At 48.3% G+C, this 17,229-nt stretch carries 17 protein-coding genes; 3 read left to right on the top strand and 14 right to left on the bottom strand.

Going from position 1 to position 17,229, the window contains the following annotated elements; genetic code table 11:
• Nucleotides 1-54: 54 nt before the first annotated feature.
• From KPHS_45190 to KPHS_45210, 3 genes are all read right to left on the bottom strand, one after another.
• Nucleotides 55-507, bottom strand: a complete 453-nt coding sequence (locus tag KPHS_45190; protein ID YP_005228819.1) for a DUF3577 domain-containing protein — start codon at nucleotides 505-507, stop codon at nucleotides 55-57.
• A 586-nt stretch (nucleotides 508-1,093) separates the two neighbouring features.
• Nucleotides 1,094-1,231, bottom strand: coding sequence for a hypothetical protein (locus tag KPHS_45200; RefSeq protein ID YP_005228820.1), 138 nt, complete (start codon nucleotides 1,229-1,231; stop codon nucleotides 1,094-1,096).
• Entirely contained in the window at nucleotides 1,224-1,946 is a 723-nt protein-coding gene (locus tag KPHS_45210; RefSeq protein ID YP_005228821.1) for a TIGR03761 family integrating conjugative element protein, read from the bottom strand. Before KPHS_45210 ends, KPHS_45200 begins: the two co-directional genes overlap by 8 nt.
• Nucleotides 1,947-2,339: 393 nt before the next feature.
• On the opposite strand from KPHS_45210, the gene KPHS_45220 reads away from it, so the two are divergent.
• Both KPHS_45220 and KPHS_45230 read left to right on the top strand, forming a co-directional pair.
• The gene (locus KPHS_45220) at nucleotides 2,340-3,425 is read left to right on the top strand and encodes a hypothetical protein (protein ID YP_005228822.1); all 1,086 of its coding nucleotides are present in this window, start codon (nucleotides 2,340-2,342) and stop codon (nucleotides 3,423-3,425) included.
• A gap of 164 nt (nucleotides 3,426-3,589) precedes the next feature.
• Nucleotides 3,590-4,291 (top strand): nucleotidyl transferase AbiEii/AbiGii toxin family protein, encoded by a 702-nt coding sequence (locus KPHS_45230; RefSeq protein YP_005228823.1) that lies wholly within the window; start codon nucleotides 3,590-3,592, stop codon nucleotides 4,289-4,291.
• 75 nt (nucleotides 4,292-4,366) lie between these two features.
• Here the strand turns inward: KPHS_45230 and KPHS_45240 are convergent, their stop codons facing one another.
• Together KPHS_45240 and KPHS_45250 are read right to left on the bottom strand one after the other, a co-directional pair.
• Entirely contained in the window at nucleotides 4,367-4,852 is a 486-nt protein-coding gene (locus KPHS_45240) for a hypothetical protein (protein YP_005228824.1), read from the bottom strand.
• 660 nt (nucleotides 4,853-5,512) lie between these two features.
• The gene (locus tag KPHS_45250) at nucleotides 5,513-6,841 is read right to left on the bottom strand and encodes a WG repeat-containing protein (protein ID YP_005228825.1); all 1,329 of its coding nucleotides are present in this window, start codon (nucleotides 6,839-6,841) and stop codon (nucleotides 5,513-5,515) included.
• 181 nt (nucleotides 6,842-7,022) lie between these two features.
• On the opposite strand from KPHS_45250, the gene KPHS_45260 reads away from it, so the two are divergent.
• Nucleotides 7,023-7,898, top strand: a complete 876-nt coding sequence (locus KPHS_45260; RefSeq protein ID YP_005228826.1) for a hypothetical protein — start codon at nucleotides 7,023-7,025, stop codon at nucleotides 7,896-7,898.
• Between the two features lie 84 nt (nucleotides 7,899-7,982).
• Here KPHS_45260 and KPHS_45270 read toward each other — a convergent pair whose 3' ends face one another.
• The 9 genes from KPHS_45270 to KPHS_45350 all read right to left on the bottom strand — a co-directional run bounded on the left by KPHS_45270 (nucleotide 7,983) and on the right by KPHS_45350 (nucleotide 17,009).
• Nucleotides 7,983-9,200 carry a helix-turn-helix domain-containing protein gene (locus KPHS_45270; protein YP_005228827.1) on the bottom strand — a complete coding sequence of 406 codons (1,218 nt, stop codon included), beginning with the start codon at nucleotides 9,198-9,200 and terminating at the stop codon, nucleotides 7,983-7,985.
• Nucleotides 9,200-9,784, bottom strand: a complete 585-nt coding sequence (locus tag KPHS_45280) for a DUF2857 domain-containing protein (RefSeq protein YP_005228828.1) — start codon at nucleotides 9,782-9,784, stop codon at nucleotides 9,200-9,202. The genes KPHS_45270 and KPHS_45280 overlap by 1 nt, the downstream gene beginning before the upstream one ends.
• Complete coding sequence (locus KPHS_45290) at nucleotides 9,784-11,406, bottom strand: transcriptional regulator (protein YP_005228829.1); 1,623 nt, start codon at nucleotides 11,404-11,406, stop codon at nucleotides 9,784-9,786. The genes KPHS_45280 and KPHS_45290 overlap by 1 nt, the downstream gene beginning before the upstream one ends.
• Nucleotides 11,403-12,770 carry a replicative DNA helicase gene (locus tag KPHS_45300; protein ID YP_005228830.1) on the bottom strand — a complete coding sequence of 456 codons (1,368 nt, stop codon included), beginning with the start codon at nucleotides 12,768-12,770 and terminating at the stop codon, nucleotides 11,403-11,405. Before KPHS_45300 ends, KPHS_45290 begins: the two co-directional genes overlap by 4 nt.
• Nucleotides 12,771-13,145: 375 nt before the next feature.
• The gene (locus tag KPHS_45310) at nucleotides 13,146-14,018 is read right to left on the bottom strand and encodes a chromosome partitioning ATPase (RefSeq protein YP_005228831.1); all 873 of its coding nucleotides are present in this window, start codon (nucleotides 14,016-14,018) and stop codon (nucleotides 13,146-13,148) included.
• 669 nt (nucleotides 14,019-14,687) lie between these two features.
• Entirely contained in the window at nucleotides 14,688-14,840 is a 153-nt protein-coding gene (locus tag KPHS_45320) for a transposase (RefSeq protein YP_005228832.1), read from the bottom strand.
• Nucleotides 14,841-14,936: 96 nt separating this feature from the next.
• Entirely contained in the window at nucleotides 14,937-15,530 is a 594-nt protein-coding gene (locus KPHS_45330) for a hypothetical protein (RefSeq protein ID YP_005228833.1), read from the bottom strand.
• A 703-nt stretch (nucleotides 15,531-16,233) separates the two neighbouring features.
• Nucleotides 16,234-16,650, bottom strand: coding sequence for a GNAT family N-acetyltransferase (locus tag KPHS_45340; protein ID YP_005228834.1), 417 nt, complete (start codon nucleotides 16,648-16,650; stop codon nucleotides 16,234-16,236).
• A gap of 65 nt (nucleotides 16,651-16,715) precedes the next feature.
• Nucleotides 16,716-17,009 carry a putative CopG family helix-turn-helix protein gene (locus KPHS_45350; RefSeq protein YP_005228835.1) on the bottom strand — a complete coding sequence of 98 codons (294 nt, stop codon included), beginning with the start codon at nucleotides 17,007-17,009 and terminating at the stop codon, nucleotides 16,716-16,718.
• Nucleotides 17,010-17,229: the final 220 nt, after the last annotated feature.

A 17,229-nucleotide genomic window follows, 5' to 3' on the forward strand; every position in this document is an offset into this window, starting at 1 on the left:
TGTTTTCCCGTGCTGAAAAAAAGAAGCGCCGAAAAGGCGCTTAAAGGAGGGGTATTAAAACTGGTTATCACCAAACTGTTTCGGGGAAGGAACGTCCGGTGCAGAGGGCACGCTCGGTTCCGGTTTTTCTTCTTTATAAACCATCTCAGACCCAATCTTGATCCAGTTAACCTTAATTAACCGGGCTTTAAGACTGGGGCGAACTTCACCGGCGTGTTCACCTTTTGTCAGCGTGAAAACATCGGCAGAAAGATTGCTGAGCCGAAAGCCAAGCAACACCTTCTTTTCCTCTGCAATAGCCTTCTGGCAGCGCAGAATGAGTTCAGAGGACTCCTTGCCGACGACCATAATATCAAAACGGGTGTAGCCCGGATTATCCGTTGCGCCAGTTAACGCATTAATTGAGCAGCACAGCATACTGCCGTTGCGGGTTTGAACTTCTCTGACGTTGTTCAAATAACCCAGACCCGTTACGTGCAGATTGAAGTAATTAGTTTCATTAGACATCGTGTTTCTCCTTGAATAAAAGCGGGACAGAGGGAGAAACAGCCCGAAAAGGGAAGCTATTTCCCTCATGGGTGAATGGGTGTGAATACATACCTTATCGCCGAAGCGACGCCTGTTTAAAAAGGTTAAACAGGCCTGGGTTTGACCGCTATACCTTAAATAATTCGAGTTGCAGGAAGGCAGCAAGGGAGGGGATCCCCAGGAGCTTACTCCAGTAAGTGACTGGGGTGAGCGAGCGCAGCCAACGCACCTGAAACTTGAAGTATGACAGGTATTTAGCGCCGCCTTGCAGGTCACGGCAACATCGGGTGTTGTCAGAGACAACGGATAGGCACGCTTATTTTTTCAGCAAGAGGGAAAGGAATTGAAGGGGAAAATGTTTTACCGTCAAAAAAATTAAACGGGTACAGAGGACTCTGTACCCGCCATGATCTGCACTAAGGACCAAGGGTTTTAATATTCACTCCGGGGCGAGTAGAAGAACCCGGCGCAGTTTTCACGGAGGTTTTGCGCCTTGAAGGCTATACCTGCAACAGTACATACGCCTTCGACTATAACCGTAGAGACGGAGTGCTACACAGTACCCTTAGAAAATAACAAACACTGCGGGAGGACGCCAGAGGAAACTATATTTCAACGGCATGACATTTTTACCCGCAGCGCGTCCAGAATTGTGCGTTTTTTGAGCTTTATGCGGGCCGCATAAAGGTTGTTTTTTAACCATGCCTTTTCCCCTTTTTACCGCCGATCGCAACAGTTAAAGCGGGTGAATTCAGGGCCGGAGAAAAGCCCGATCGAGCCTGACCGCTGACAACGGATGCCGACACTTCGCCTAACGCAGCAATGGCTTGCTGCGCCGTATCGTTATTCGCCAGTACGTCGGCGCGCGTGACGGCGACGGAGCGATAGCGCTGAGCCGCCCCGTAAATTCGCCTGATCGCATAACCGGCGCTGGAGAGATATTGTTGCTTAGTCTGGGTGCTGATGAGCCCAAAAAAATGCGCCTGAAACACCCGCAGGGCCAGCTGATCGAATCCAACCAGCAAATAGACGCAGCGATAGCCAATCGGCGTGTGGCTGTGTACTGCCACGTTGAGCGGCGTTTCCGCGATACAGTCCGTTAGCTTGACGGAGCCGGGCATGTCAGCAAAAAGCGCATCGACTTCATCCAGCAATGTCTGCATTTGCTGATGCGATGCGCCGATCAGCTTCTCCAGATGCAGCATCGTCGCATCCGCCCAAGGGTTATCCGTCAGGGAGTCCTGATTGATTCGGCCAGCAAGCTGGAAGAAGCGCGGCATCCCCATGATGGCCGACTTGCCCTCTGAAGAGCGACGGCCTTGCCATAGGGAGATAGCGTAGCGGGTATGAAGTTCTATACGCAGTTCGGAGCGCAGCGCGCCCGGCGTGGGGTGTTGAGGCTTTGAGTTTTCCGACATCGTGATAACCCATTGGTTGGTTTAGGGTGTCAGGATGGTCAATGATGGGTCGTTACGTGAACAATGAGAAAGTCTCATTTGATCAAAAAAGATTGAATGTATTGGCTCAGATCTGAGCTGCCACTTTTGTGTCCCAGAGACTAAAAAACGCCTTTGTGCTTGTGGCATGAGCGCATCTTCAGGTGAGGACGTTCCACTATTGAGCCTTCAGTAATCGCCTGTTCCTCCACATTTATTTGTAAATATGCTTGTGACATCATTGCTGACTTTCACTAAAAGTGCTAGTTTCAACATATGATGAAAACATCATTTCTAGTGAAAAAAACCATTAGATCAGCTTGATCTTAGAAATCAGCAATGTACTGATTTCATCAATATTGATGGTTTCAACGAATGCTGAAATTCGAGGTTACAATGAAACTAGCTGAAGACCCCAGCTATCCCCTTATCTTGAGATTACAGTCACTGCTGGAACAAATCCCAATTATTGAAAAGGTAAAAATAATAGGAGATGGTCCCAGCATGGATGAGGGTGTTGACTACCTTATCCAGGTCCGGATAGATAAAACAACTTACGTGCTTGCCTGCGAAACAAAAAACAATGGCCAGCCTAGATTTGTGCGCTCAGCGATTAAAACCCTTCGGTCTTATATGTATGGCAGAGAGGAGATTCTTACTCCTGTCCTCCTCGCTCCCTATTTGTCCGCCGATTCCCGACAGATTTGTCAGGAAAATAATATCGCATTTCTGGACATGGAGGGTAATGCACAACTCCAGTTTGGAGGAGTTTATATCGATCATCGTATGCCCGGTAAACCCGTGCCTGAAAAACGTGGGCTTCGTACAATGTTTAGCCCGAAGTCAGCTCAAGTGTTGCGTATGATGCTTAATGACCCCCTGAGAACCTGGAAAGTCACCGAACTGTCGGAAGAAGGAAAGGTAAGTCTTGGCCATGCCAGTAATGTGCGTAAAAATTTGTTGGAAAGGGAATGGGCTGTCATTAGCAGCGAAGGACTTACCCTGAACAAGCCGGGGGCACTTGTGAATGAGTGGCGGGATAACTATCGCCCAATTCAAGGAAAGAAGAAAAATTTTTATACACCTTTGCACGGCAACGCGCTGGAGTCTCAATTACGCAACTTACTGGGTTGTGATGAAGTGCAAGGATCTGCAATTTTGGCCTCATTTTCTGCCGCCCAGTGGCTGTCCCCTTATGGTCGTACCGGGATGCATTTTTTCTTTGCCGACGAGAAAGGAATGGAGAGGCTGATATCAGGCCTTAAGTTAAGCACAACATCAAAGGGCGCCAATGTAACTATAACGGTCCCCAACGATGAAGGTATATTCCTTGATGCTATCGAGCCAGCACCGGGAATTGTCACTACAGGTGTTATACAGACCTACCTTGATCTCACAGTTCAGGGGGAACGGGGACAAGAAGCCGCTGAACACCTTCGAAATGAATGGATGGAATGGTAATTATGACAACAAGAGAACCTCAGTCAGCTGCTGACTATGAAGATCGGACAACGGCTGCCGTTAAATCCGTTCTGATAGAGATAGGACAGATCCTGGGCAGTTACAAAGGAAAATTCACTGTTATTGGAGGAGCGGTACCTTGGCTGCTTCTTAACAATGACGATATGCCGCATGTCGGCACGCTTGATATTGATTTGGATCTGGATTCAACAGCGCTGGGCGATGGTGAATACGCCACTTTGGTGGAAAGTTTGCAGGGTTGCGGGTATGAACAGCGAGAGGGCGTCACCAGAGCATTTCAGCTAGTGCGTACTATTCCTGCGTCTGACGATGGCCCTGCCATTGATATTATCATCGATTTTCTCCGCCCCAGAGATGCTGAACTCGTTAAAAATGCCCCACCCTTAATAAGTAATTTCGCCGTGCAGCGCGCAGACGGTGCCGATCTTGCGCTCAAATTCTATGAGATGGTGGCCATTAGTGGTGCCATGCCAGAGGGTGGCAAAAATACAGTGGAAATAGCAGTGTGCTCAATACCGGCGCTGCTGGCCATGAAAGGATATGCCCTCAATGGTCGGCATAAACAAAAAGATTCTTATGATATTTATTACTGCGTTCGTAACTATGAGGATGGGCCGGAAGCGCTTGCTCAAGAGTGCCTCCCTATACTTGCTGAAGAAAGTGGGGCCATCGGATACGGATACATTGCACAAAAATTCGACGAGGTGGAAGGTTATGGTCCAACCAGCGTCAGAAAGTTTGTTGAAGAGACGAAACTACTTGGGGAAAGAACTCCCGAACAGTGGCAACAAGATGCATTTGGTCAGGTAGATCTCTGGTTACGTGCTCTTAACTTAAGATCTTAGGTACGGTATATAACCACCGGGCGGGCAGATATCAAATTGCTCGCCCAGGATCCCTATGGCAGGCCAACAAATACATCAATATCCTTTGGGCACAATGAGCGTCACTATTTCAAAATCATCTTCACTTTTGTTAAGGTCGTTTTCCAACCCTCTGGGGTTAGCTATCCAACCATCGGGATCGTACACAAAACACAGCAGCTTTTTACAGTCAGGATGGGAACGATAACGCTGAGAATCAATCAACAACTCACTCCCGATATCTTTTGCTTTTAAGGTTGCGCGCGTTTTCTTGACCTCGATAATGATCCCTTCATTTTTCAATAAAAAATCGACGCGCGAACTACCGCCCGCATAGTTTGGCGTCCATTCTTCTGGTCGAATATCGTCAAAGTAAATATGTAAAAGGGCATGAAGTAAATCTTGAACATCATATTCGTCGCTAATAACTAAAGACTCTCGATTACTATGTCTAGTCTTCAGTTGGTTAGCGACCAGATGAAACCGAGAACAGATCTTTTTAACCAGACCAAAATAGTCATTAGAGACAGAGGATGCTTTCAATGAAGATGAAATTAGTTTTGACTTCTTTTCTGTCCAAGGGAAAGCAGCTCCGCAATGCTCACAATATTCCGGAGTATCTGTCGTCCCTACGTAAAAAGCGCCACTAACCTGATACTCACCAGGAATATGGTGATTACATGAAGGGCATCGCGTAATCGTTTTTTCCCCACAAGTAGCGCAGAAATCTCTCCTGAATTCAGGTGAGCTACTATAGTTGGCAGTTACCTGATGACCATTCAAGCATACCTGTTGTATATCATAATGTCCCATGAGAACCCCTTACTTATAAACCAGTTATCCTTATGGGAGTAGTATGCCAATCACCAACCCTATGTTACAAATTATTCCTGTATAAATTATGCGACCGATATAAAGCCTATTTTTTTAACCAATTATCGTTGAGCACACATCTCCCGCAGCCTAGCCATCACGCTAGCGTCAGGGCTGGCCCTTCCCGCTTGCTCGACGGAAAAGGATGAAGCGGGCTTGGCTCCTGAGGAGCTCAGATACTATCAGAATACCATTTCCTTTTAGCAAGCGATTAAACTACCCTGATACTCAGGCCAATTCGGAAATCTCAAAATGTGTGGAAATAAAATGGATGATTAAGCATACTTTATTACCACGTTGATAAAATGGATTCTATTTATAAATATATTTTCAATCCAACCCATTTAAACATTCAATTAAAGGATCTTTTGGCCAAATAACTCTATTTTTATCATCATATAACACAGAGATGGTTTTATCACACTTTCTTTCCTGCCAAATATCATACTTCCTTTCAATGTAATCAACATCTCCAGATGAATCTAAAATATACATGGTCCGATCATCATCATCTTTATATGCATAGGTGATGATATTATTACCATAAGCAATGGTTTCAATCTTCCCCCAAGCTTCACTAACAACATTACCAAAATAATCAATTAAAACCCAATTACTTTCATTTGGAAGTACGACCCAAGCATGGTCACCATAAAAAGGCTTGACATCATTATAATATCCCTCTAATTGCATTAAGCCTTGTGAATTATATAATCTATAGGAATAACGTCTTTTTAACCAAAACAGGTCACCATTGCTGATATTTGCTATATAGCTTATGGTATCATTAGCCTTATCAAAATCACTAGTTTTAAGCTTGGGAATGACTGTTCCTGAATCAGTATTTAGCAATCCATAATATTCATTCTTATAAGCACCTGAGAGATAAAAAGAATCTTTGGCAACAAGTACAGGATTGACATTTTTAACCACAACCTCATCTTTATTTTTTATAATTTCATTACTAATAGATATTTGTTTTCCTTTACTATTTTTCAAAAATGTTTTCAACCAATACCCATTATTCAAAGGTTCCATTTTTATTTTATTGGGTACAATAGTAGTTATATCGCCTGATGCATTTATTATTATTTGTTTTTCGTCTCTAGATACTACAGCAAAACCATTGTTAAAATCACTCGCAGCAGTATATGTTGCAGGAATCACCCATTCTCCATGAGTATTTATATAGCCGTAACGATAATCAATTTTTTTATGTTTATCGTAAACGCCAATTTTAGCTACAGCTATATCAGGATTAAAAGGACGAATGTCATCAAACGTATTTTCAGAAAGATTGACACCGTTATTGTTAATCAATATACGTTTACCTGTATCGACACGGATGGATAGAAGATCACCTCCTAAATATACGGGATCTTGACCAGTGCGTTTAATAATTAGCTTGCCAGATTCATCATATATATATAAATTTTCCCCAGAAAAAGCCAGCCATCGCTCCGCCATATAGTTTAGCGTATCAAAATGCCCCTCAGGCGGAACCACTAACTTTCCATGAATGTCAAAGACCATATATCCATCAGCATTATGCTTATAAGGGAATTGCATCGTGTTGGTATATAACAAATTTGCTTCATTACCCATGACTGAACTGGAAAAAGCCAAGCACGTTGCTATTGCCAATGAATGTTTTAACATGTCTTCCCCCTGTAATTAAAAAAATTGTTGGCAAATTTTAGAGCCCAACAATACCGTCCGCAACGGAATCATTCATCCCTCATATCATTGTGAGAGAACAGAATTTTCCCTATAGTTGAACACACTATAAACTATCATTCAAACCCTCCGAACCGATGATTATGATGAAAGGAAGCAATGCATGAACGGTACAAAAATCAATGCATCAAAATATACGCCGCAGCTCCCTCACTGGAGCCAAGATCTCAGCAAATGGAATAACAGCGCTTCCGTTATGCAAGCCCTGAATAGTGATAGCGATAAGCTGAAGCACAATGAAACATTGCTATTTGTGAATGATGATTATTGCGAAATCTCGCGCCGCCGTCCCAATGCTCGATATCACCACCTGTTATTCCAGGTATTGACTGGTCTTATGGCTCTATCCGTGCTGTCCTTCGTGATTTTTTTTCTGTGTACCATAGATATCGGAGAAATTATTAAGGGCTACACCGATTCAGATCGCAAGGGGAGAGGTATCTTAGTATTGGCACTCGTTACCTTTATCGCATTACTCATTATTAGCCTTACCGCCTTTAACTACTTCCTGTTCGCCCCCAAAGATTATCCATTACGTTTCAACCGTAAAACAGGTAAGGTTTACGTCTATGATTACGTTAACCTGCACGTCTGGCATTTGGCGGAAACGCTCACCGCGCTATTTAAATTCCCTTTTTTCCTCCCTACGCGCCCAGTAGAAAAAGTTTTTGACTGGCAAGATATTCAAGCTGTTGAAACATACTATATGACCAGTATTAAAGGCGTGAATAAGACTACTCGCAGCATTTACTGCGTAGTATGTGCACCCGGCACCACACAGATAGTAGACAGGTTCATGCTAAGCATTACTGGAGATGGCCTCAGCGCAACGCCTTACCGACAGTGGGTATGGGTTTGCAGTTACATGTCTTTCAACGATACCCAACTGGATAATACTCTGGTGAATCGGGATAATTTCTGGGGTAGACCCGTTGTCTGGTCAGATAAATTCGCCAAAGAGTCAGCACGCAGTAAATGACATCAAAATTGTAACCCTTATCAAAGAAGAGGTTATTTTTCATACTTTATGCGGCCCGCATAAAGCCTATTTTTTAACCAATCATCACTGAGTATACATCTCCCTCAGCTTCGCCATCACGCCAGCGACGGCGTCAGGGCTGGCCCTTCCGGCTCGCTCAGCGGCGAAGGATGAAGCTGACTCGGCTCCAGTGGACTCAGGGGCCATCGGAGCCTCATTCCCCTTTAGCAGGCGATTAAACTGCCCCTGCTTCGCCCGCTTCAGCGTGCCAATCAGGTAGGCCGCCGCGTTGCGTACTTCGCCGCTTTGCAGGCGTTTTCCTACATCGCTCAGCAACTCTTGGCCCAGTTGCTCGGGTAGCGCCAGAAGCTGCGGCTCCAGAGCATCCCGCTCTGCGGTAGTGATCGTCGCCAAGAGATCGGTCGGCCAACGCAGCCGCTGCTCCGGGTCGTGCGCAGGCGCGGTATACGTATTTTTTTCTACACACTGTGTAGAAGTACGTATTACGTAACGGTTCGGTTTCCGAACTGGGTCGCAACCCCTTGTTTTTCGGCTTAGTTCGGGATCCGAACCCGGCTTATTTTCTCCCATTTGGGTACTGAGTTCGGTTTCCGAACCGGGTGATTCTGACTGAGTTCGGTTTTGTGCATGCGTCAGTTCATCCTGCTCACGGCGAGAGTTTGCCATCGCCTGAGGTGACTGGTAGCCCGAAAGGCGCACTTCAATTATGGCGACTCGCGAATGACGGTGACGCATTGCACTATCGGATTTTAGCGACTGAAGAACCGCTAGCGCCGTCAGGCGAACCGTCCGATTGCCGTGTCGGCAGGCCTCTTCTACAGCATCCAGCCAGCCCGGATCGAAAACCTCGGCATCATGCGCGCTGAGCGGCTCATCGTGCTGGGCGTAGATATTGCCGCGAATGCGTCCGGAAGCGTCGCGCACGCGTTTACACAGGCTTAGCCAACCAGTAAGCCTCAGCATTAATAACGCGCGGCTTACCGTTTCCCGCGACGCCTTCCCCGCATGGGGAGAGGCAAGCTGAAGCTGTAGCTCGTCATAGGTGGGAAAGACGGCTCCTTCGTTACTTTGCGCATATAAACGGATCATGACCCATGCCATCTTATCCAATGCGGAAAGACGGCTATCCAGAAAAAGCCGCCGGGGAACGGCGTCATGCACGTTCCCCATAAAGATTAAGCCACTTTGCTCGTTCACCGGCGCACCTTCCGCATGCTGCCGGATGCGTTCATTCATCTTATTCAGCGTGAACTGGATAACGCCGTCTACGGGAAACGCCACTATGCCCTCCCCATTGACGGAGAGAGTTCCATCCAGCTTTTCGCCAACGTCCAGATGACCGTGAGGGAAATGTCATGTTGTTCTGCAATCAACATCATCACATCCAGCGCCTCCAGCGAAGCCAGATTGCTAATCTGTGCGGCTTTCCACTGTTCCCAGACGGCCAGCTCTTCTTCTTCCGTAGGGTTATGGCAACGCCCCTGCCGGGTTTCGATGCCGCTTAAACGGCGTCGGGTGCTGACTTCCGCAGGCGTTAAACCGAAGTAGCGCTGCATCAGTTCAATAGAACCACCCAGCGCCAGCGCACGATCGATCCGCTGAGCGCGCTGCCGTTCCCGCTGCGCCTGTTCCATCAGCATTTTGAGATTGGCGTGGTTGATGCACACGGTCAGAATGGATACCGGCGTGCTGATCAGGTAATGCAAATCCTCGATGCTGAGCCGGTTCAACGCCTGAATCTCTTCCATGGTCATACCCAGCGCCTCGCAGCGGCGGATACTGCCGGACTTCAGTTCCATTATCAGTTGCGTCAACAGGGCGTTGGTCGCTATACCTGCAATCATGGTTTTCCCCTCCCACGTCATTATTCACCTCCCCCGGTCAGCCGCTGTAACTCATGCAGGCGGCGCAGGATCCGTATCAGGCGGAAATATTTCACTACCGCGATATCGTCCAGCAGAGGTTCGCCCCCCACTTCAGGCGCTCCCACGACCAACATAGAGAATGCAGATGCCGCCAGCGCGGTGCTGTCGGAAGAAAAGAGGGAAAGAAGCTGCCTGCCCGAATGGGCGCTGTACATAGGCTCGTCGATAATGCGAAAGCCGGAACTCAGGGGCGATTTATCCTCAATCACCAGTTCGCCGATCTCCAGCGCTTCGGCAAGCTCGAACGCCAGCCGAAACGCCATATCCTGTAGATGTTCAATATCGTCCTGCAATGACGGGATATGCCAGATATCCGCTACCGGTTCCAGCCCGGCAGCGGCAAAAGCAATGGAGCTGACACTGGTTTGAAATGCGCCTGACGGCTCGGACACGCCCGGTGATGCTTCGGCAAATGCTTCACCGGACAAAACGGGCTCACCGCCAAACATGTCCGGCTGCAACTCGACGCCAGCAGCAGGGTGAAGATCGGGAAAACACCCTTCCCCTCTCTCATTCAGTACCTCCTGCGTTGCGGGAGCCTTATTTTCCGCCGTTGCGGGAGGTGACTGCGGCCCGCGTGATTTTGATGGTGAGGGTGGCGGCGCGTGCTCTGGCGGCCCCTCAGGCTCAGGCACATAAGTTTGTTCAGGGCTGCCAAAAAGCTGCCGACGCTGCTGCTCTGCCGGATCCAACTCAATCAGCCAACGGTCCCAGGTGATTGTGGGATCCGGCAGCGCTTTCACGAGCTCACCCATTAACTCATCTTTCAGGTACTCCAGCGAGTAATCGGTAAGAGCCGTCAGCTCCAGCCTGCTACAGGCACTGGCAAAAACCACCTCAAACGATGGGGCTAACGGGAGTACAGCGCTTTCCTGACACAGCACCTTCCAGCCCTTTTCCGCCGCGCTGTAGAGATTGATTAACGGGAGCACTTGCGTCCGACTCAACCCCATATAGAACAGCGAAGATAAGTGAGGGAAAAGGTGCGTGACCGCATATTCCATACGGCTGATATTAGACTGCGTAACCCGGTAGCCCTCTCCGGTCAGGAGATCCGCAAGTTCTTGCTGGGTGACTTTACGTTCAAATTGCTCTTCATAAATGGAGCGTGCTTTAGCAACGCCCAGCGCCTTTTCGATAAACGAGAGATCGCCGCGCATCTCGTTTTCCGCCAGATGGCCGATAACGCATTTCAGACGTCCCGGCCATGGCTTGAATATGCACTGAATGCGGCGAAAACGTTCGTCGCCGGTTTCCTGATACAGCTCGGACAAAATAGCGTAGCGGGTATTCCCGCCATCGCTGAATATATAAACATCTTCGGCGCTGTCAGGGTTTTTGGTCACTTTCGGAACCGAATCCAGACCACGGGCATGGATAGATGACTTGATCTCTTCGTATTTAGGATTGCGGGTTGTGCGTGGGTTATCCGGGTTTGGGCGCAGTTGCTCCAGCATCAGCACCATTGGCATTTCAGCAACCGGCAATACGGCTACGTTCCCAACCGCAGCCGGTTCCCTCCCCCGTTTCAGTAACGCCGCCTTCATATTGCTGCTTTTCATTCAGCAGTCCTCCCGTAACCCAAGCTGTAAGCACCGGAAGGAAAGTCTTCAAAACGGGTAATATCGGCCTGATAGCGTACTTTTACCGTGTCTACCGGTCCATTGCGCTGCTTGCCGATGATGATTTCAGCAGTACCTTTATCCATCGTTTGCGGGTCATACACTTCGTCCCGATAAACAAACATAATCAGGTCGGCATCCTGCTCCAGTGCGCCAGAATCACGCAGGTCGCCGTTATTAGGCCGCTTGTTGGCGCGTTTTTCCAAGTCGCGATTTAACTGCGACAGCGCCACGACCGGGCAACGCATTTCTTTCGCCAGCGACTTCAGCGCCCGGGAAATCTCGGCTATCTCAAGCGTGCGATTTTCCTGCCCGGGACTACGCATAAGCTGAAGATAATCCACCAGAATCAGCGCAGGGTGTCCGAACTGGCGTACCGACTTGCGAACCCGGGAGCGCAGCATAGTCGGCGTTAAATAACTACTGTCATCAATCAGTAGTCGATCTTTCCATGACAGCAGGCAGCTTGCCGCACTGCTTATACGTCCCCATTCATTTTCGGACAGATCGCCACTGCGAATATGCTGAAGCGGAACACGCCCCAGCATTGCGGTAAAGCGCGCCAGAAGCTGATCGACCGGCATTTCCAGACTGAAAACCTGCACCGGCCCAGCGTTTACGTTAAGTGCGGCTTCGCATAGCGCTAACCCAAGCGCGGTTTTCCCCATTGACGGACGCCCTGCCAGTAAAACCAGATCCCCGGGCTGGAGACCGCTGGTTACTTCATCAAGATCCTGAAATCCGGTAGGCGTTCCCGTTACTGACGTCTGGCTCTGACAACGTTGTTCCAGCTTATCGAGAAACTGGCCGTAAGCCTCCGGCAGATCGGCTACGCCGCCCTGTTCATGCTGCTCGGCTATCGCAAACAGACGCTGCTCGATATCATCAATCAGCATTGCCACGTCGGTACGCACATCCCCGGCCTGACCAACAATATCGTGCCCCAACGCTAAAAGCTGGCGCTGACGGCCATAACTGGCGACGTACTCCGCATACGCAACGATATTCGCTGCGGAAGGTGTGTTCTTCGACATTTCAGCCAGATAAGCGAAGCCGCCGACCTGTTCCAAAACTCCCCGCTGTTCGAGATGTTCGCTAAGCGTGATCAGATCGACGGGCTTCCCCTGCATCAGCAGGTCATGCATAGCGTTAAAAATGAGTTGATGCGGGCGGACGTAAAAATTATCGGCGGAAACGATCGTCGCGATGTCATCCCAACGATCGTTATCCAGCATCAGGCCGCCAAGAACGGATTGTTCAGACTCAATAGAATGAGGGGGTAAAAGGCGCTGGGCATTATTCATGGGGTACCTCCCCCAACGCCTGATACAACTGTTGTAACTTGCGGGGAGATACCAACAAAAGCGGATAGCCATCGCGCTTCACGTCAATATAGACTGGCCCGGATGGCCCGGAACCAATTTCAAGCATCATCCAGTACCTTGACACACTGACGTTAACGCTCGACAGTACCAGCTCATGCTCGTCTTCAAGATTCCAGACTTCGACGAATGACTCTCTGCATCCCCATAGATCCGCCAACAGACGAACTATTTTTTTAGATGCCCGCACGCGATCTTCAGCCTCAAAGAACACGATGATCTCGTCTGTCCTTAATGCAGGGTCGGGATAGGTACACTGACAACATGCACGAAAAAGAGGGAGATAAGACTGGCGCATCATTTATCCCCTTTTGGCTGAACCTGAAGAACTGAGGCAAACCGTTCCACCCATTCAGGGAAAAGCTCGCAGGCTAAATCATGCATCGTGCGTGCGGCAGGCAGGCTCTTGCGATCGGTGTGGTATTCAAGGCGATGAGCAGGCTGCCCCAGACTGTGCCCGGTTTTGTAGACGTCCAGATCGTAAATATGGGTATCGAGCAGGCTAACGGAAATATCTGCGCTGCTATAAGATCCTTCGGCAATGATGTTACTGAGCGCCTCCAGCGCGTCTTTTGCCAAGGTGGTGTAGTCCATACAGTTAACCAACACCTTTACCGGCGGCAATACAATACCGAATCCCCGATATGGCAGTAACCCTTCCAGCAACGGGATCGTGCCGCGCAGAAACTCCCGAACGTCCGGTACCACCGGCTTTATCATGGCTAACGCCGTATGGTTGGTCGCCAGTAATACCAGCTCCAGCATAATAGAGCGCGCGCCCTGTGAATCGATCACCACGACATCATAAGCATTAAACAGCGGGTGCTGGAGCAAATTACGTAAGCGGATCCGCCCATCCGGCGCGTGCATCATTGAGGTTTTAAGCTGTTCGTGGGGATCGTTAGAGACGATCAAGTCCAGATTGCTCACGCTGGTATGGGAAATAATTTGCTCTGGGGCGTTCAGATCGACTGTCTGCATGAGAAGTTCATACAGACCACAGGGCGCTTCATAGCGCAGAGAATAGTAGCTTGATGCCGTAGGCTGCGCGTAGTCGCCGTCTATCAGCAAAGTCTTTAGGCCAGCGTCGGCCAAAAATCCAGAAAGGTTAGCCGCGTGAGTAGATTTACCCTCACCGCCTTTAGTTGAAATGATTGATATAACTTGCATAATGTCACCTGTTGCAGTTTCGCTTTACAAATGACATTCATAAGCTTGTCGTCAAAACTCAGGGATTGAAAATCCCCGTGTCCTTGGTTCGATTCCGAGTCCGGCACCACTATTTAAAGAACCCGCCCAAAAGGCGGGTTTTTGCTTTTCTGTAGCCGGACTCTCCATCGAACTGCGTTCGATTATTCGCCGCACAGCGGCTCACCCCTTCGGGGCCAGCGCGGCACGCGCGCTGTTCAACGCCTGCGGCGTTAGTCCGAGTCCGGGCACCACTATTTAAAGAACCCGCCCACAAGGCGGGTTTTTGCTTTTCTACGACCGGACTCTCCATCGAACTGCGTTCGATTATTCGCCGCACAGCGGCTCACCCCTTCGGGGCCAGCGCGGCACGCGCGCTGTTCAACGCCTGCGGCGTTAGTCCGAGTCCGGGCACCAAATTCATAGCAACGGACCTCCACGGAGGTCCGTTTTTGCATTCCAAGCCCGCAGAAATCAACATCTCTTCAATCCCTTAACTCCACCCAACTCAATCAACTTCAACCCGCATCATGTCCATTGCGAGGGTACAACTGAGGGTGAGCTGACTCCGCCCCGGTAGGTCTTATAGCCACAAGCTTTTTCAGCCGCTGATTTTCATCCTCCAGTTGCCGCAGACGACGCAATTCAAGTTCAGTTACGCCCAGAGCAGCGAATTTCTCTTCTAATTATAAAAATGGCTTCAGAAATGCCCATCTTTCGGCAGACTTCCCCGACACAGATGCCGGTTTCGGCCTGCTTCAGTGCAAATGCAATCTGTTCTTCGGTATAACGGGTCTTTTTCATGGCGATATGCCTCTCTGTGAGATGGAAGAAAAACCGTAGACTTCAGTTTATCCTGTCACTCTTTTCTGGGAGGAGATCAACTTAAGAGCCTCGTGATTAACGTCCTGGCTTCAGATAAGGGGTGAACATCCCCTGGAAATCAGATTTTAATTCTGGGGTGATAAGAACATCTCCTGTAACTTTTCTAGATTCTTCTACACCTACCATTTGGGAGCAACCGTCCATTGCATTAAATGATCGTAAATTTTTATAAGTTGTTTCACTACACCATGCTTCATCCACTGATTTTACAATGTTTATATATAAAAATTTTAACTGTGGCTCATTGTCACATTTATCACATCTAAAAAAAGGATACCAATAACTTCTCCCTATACCTATTAAGGTATAGCCTTTCATATATGGTATGTATGCCTTTAATATTCTATTACGAAAATCAGCATGCTGAATATCAACAAAAAAAATATCACCTTTATTTTTATAAGAAATTGTATAGTTTGTTTTTCCTGGAATATAGCCATTGCCATACGCCATTTCATTTGCCAGTCTGAAATCCATGACTATATACCCATAGCCGGGCATCTGTTTAGCGTCTTGATAATCAATAGTTTTATCAAAACTTCCCGAACAAGAAACCATAAACAATGACAGAATAATACAAACTGACAACCTTGCGAGAATTGAAGGCATCTAAATTTCCCTTTAGTAATATTAGCTTCCTGTTAGCAATTATCATCCTTCGCGTTCAACATAGCAACAAATTATTACTTAGAACATGCAGGTTTATTCATCCCCTCCCCGTTTTGCCGTTTCCGGAACACAGCGTTCATAGCGGCGATAAAATGTGATTTGCACGGCGTCGTCAATTCATTTTAATTTTATGGCTTGTCGTGACTAACTGGGCTGTTTTCACCTGTGCGGTGAATTTTGCAGGCAACCTTATCTAGTTCGCCATCGGCGACCTTTAAGCTTCCATATGCTAATTGGTGACCTGGAGCGGTAAAGGACCGCTTGACGACGCCGTAACATCGGACGATATACAATACATCCTGTGAGTCCATATAGAACATCCTTTGTCGGATTTTCCCAGCTACAGCGGGGAGCTTATTACTTAGATCTGCATCCACGTCTATTCGCGTTCAAAGAGCTTGATAGCCAGTCACGGTACGACAAATCTGCATTACTTGGTTCAGACTGTTATGCATAAATTTGACATACAGTTGGAAGCCTTCTGACCGTCAGTTGGGACCATAGTCACAGACTAAATAGTACTAAAATGAGCAGATGGGACCGTGGTCCCAGGTTGATAATCTGACCGACGATACATGTGGGACTGAATCGCTACGGGTTTAACAAACACTTCAGATTCCCTTGTAATTATAAATAATACCCATCAGGCATTAACCAAATCCCTCAACGTCACCATCAACATCATCGGATCCATCGGCGACGGCTCAAACCCCACCCGCAGGTAAAAATCCCGTGCTTCATCCGACAGGGCGTGAACCAGCATCCCGCGAATGCCGATAGTCTCCGCCACCTGAATCACACGCAGCCCGGCATCACGTACCAGGGCCCGCCCGACACCTTTCCCATGTAGTGATTTATCCACCGCCAGACGACCCAGTACCACAACCGGGATCGGGGCAGGCATATTGCGGCGAAAACGACCCGGCGCAGTATTTGTCGTCACAGCGCTGGAAGCCAGTGAGTAGTAAGCCATCACCTTCGCGTCGTCGCAGCAGACAAAGGTGCGGGATGCGCCAGTAACCTGATTTTTCATCGCCCGCTGTTTCAGCCAGTGATCCATGGAATCTATACCGCAGCAAAACGGGGTAAGAATATGCCCGGCATGAAGCGGTTCTGGTGCCGAGATCATTCTTCCTGTTCCCACGGCGCAGGGGTCTGCATAGTTTTACGCAGTGCGGCATTAGGTGCAGGAGCCTGATCCAGACGAGCGAGAAATTCCTGATAAGCCTGCGGATCGGCCATAATGATGCGTTGCTCAATCAGCGCTTCCTCAGCGGCAGCGCGGGCGGCCTCCAGCACAAAGTCTGTGCGGTTTTTCCCTCTGGCTTTCGCCGCCCGATCAATAAGATCGCGTTCGGCAGGTTTAATGCGCAGATTTAACGTTTCGCGTTTTATGGACATGCTGTTTGCGGCTGGCATCGTCTTGTCCTCTTGTGTTTCTGTGGATATTAAGTATACAACACGCGTAACGCAGATGTCATTACGATAAATTTATAAGGAATCGAATCGGAGTATCGAACCGGACATGCCTTTAAATATTCAAATCTAGTATTTTGATTTGAAAGTAAAATTATGGGTCTAAATCTGAGTTTTGATAATCAACCAAAAACAGATTTATGATAAATTTCAAGTTAATAGA

Source organism: Klebsiella pneumoniae subsp. pneumoniae HS11286 (genome assembly GCF_000240185.1).
GTDB classification, from domain to species: domain Bacteria; phylum Pseudomonadota; class Gammaproteobacteria; order Enterobacterales; family Enterobacteriaceae; genus Klebsiella; species Klebsiella pneumoniae.

Bases quoted from the DNA above. Each gene is read 5' to 3' on its own strand.
- KPHS_45330 (YP_005228833.1), bottom strand. From the start codon at position 15,530: ATGCCTTCAATTCTCGCAAGGTTGTCAGTTTGTATTATTCTGTCATTG.
- KPHS_45210 (YP_005228821.1), bottom strand. From the start codon at position 1,946: ATGTCGGAAAACTCAAAGCCTCAACACCCCACGCCGGGCGCGCTGCGC.
- KPHS_45190 (YP_005228819.1), bottom strand. From the start codon at position 507: ATGTCTAATGAAACTAATTACTTCAATCTGCACGTAACGGGTCTGGGT.
- KPHS_45260 (YP_005228826.1), top strand. From the start codon at position 7,023: ATGAACGGTACAAAAATCAATGCATCAAAATATACGCCGCAGCTCCCT.
- KPHS_45300 (YP_005228830.1), bottom strand. From the start codon at position 12,770: ATGAATAATGCCCAGCGCCTTTTACCCCCTCATTCTATTGAGTCTGAA.
- KPHS_45250 (YP_005228825.1), bottom strand. From the start codon at position 6,841: ATGTTAAAACATTCATTGGCAATAGCAACGTGCTTGGCTTTTTCCAGT.
- KPHS_45340 (YP_005228834.1), bottom strand. From the start codon at position 16,650: ATGGATCACTGGCTGAAACAGCGGGCGATGAAAAATCAGGTTACTGGC.
- KPHS_45290 (YP_005228829.1), bottom strand. From the start codon at position 11,406: ATGAAAAGCAGCAATATGAAGGCGGCGTTACTGAAACGGGGGAGGGAA.
- KPHS_45200 (YP_005228820.1), bottom strand. From the start codon at position 1,231: ATGGTTAAAAAACAACCTTTATGCGGCCCGCATAAAGCTCAAAAAACG.
- KPHS_45220 (YP_005228822.1), top strand. From the start codon at position 2,340: ATGCTGAAATTCGAGGTTACAATGAAACTAGCTGAAGACCCCAGCTAT.
- KPHS_45350 (YP_005228835.1), bottom strand. From the start codon at position 17,009: ATGCCAGCCGCAAACAGCATGTCCATAAAACGCGAAACGTTAAATCTG.
- KPHS_45280 (YP_005228828.1), bottom strand. From the start codon at position 9,784: ATGACGTGGGAGGGGAAAACCATGATTGCAGGTATAGCGACCAACGCC.
- KPHS_45310 (YP_005228831.1), bottom strand. From the start codon at position 14,018: ATGCAAGTTATATCAATCATTTCAACTAAAGGCGGTGAGGGTAAATCT.
- KPHS_45230 (YP_005228823.1), top strand. From the start codon at position 3,590: ATGCCGCATGTCGGCACGCTTGATATTGATTTGGATCTGGATTCAACA.
- KPHS_45320 (YP_005228832.1), bottom strand. From the start codon at position 14,840: ATGAAAAAGACCCGTTATACCGAAGAACAGATTGCATTTGCACTGAAG.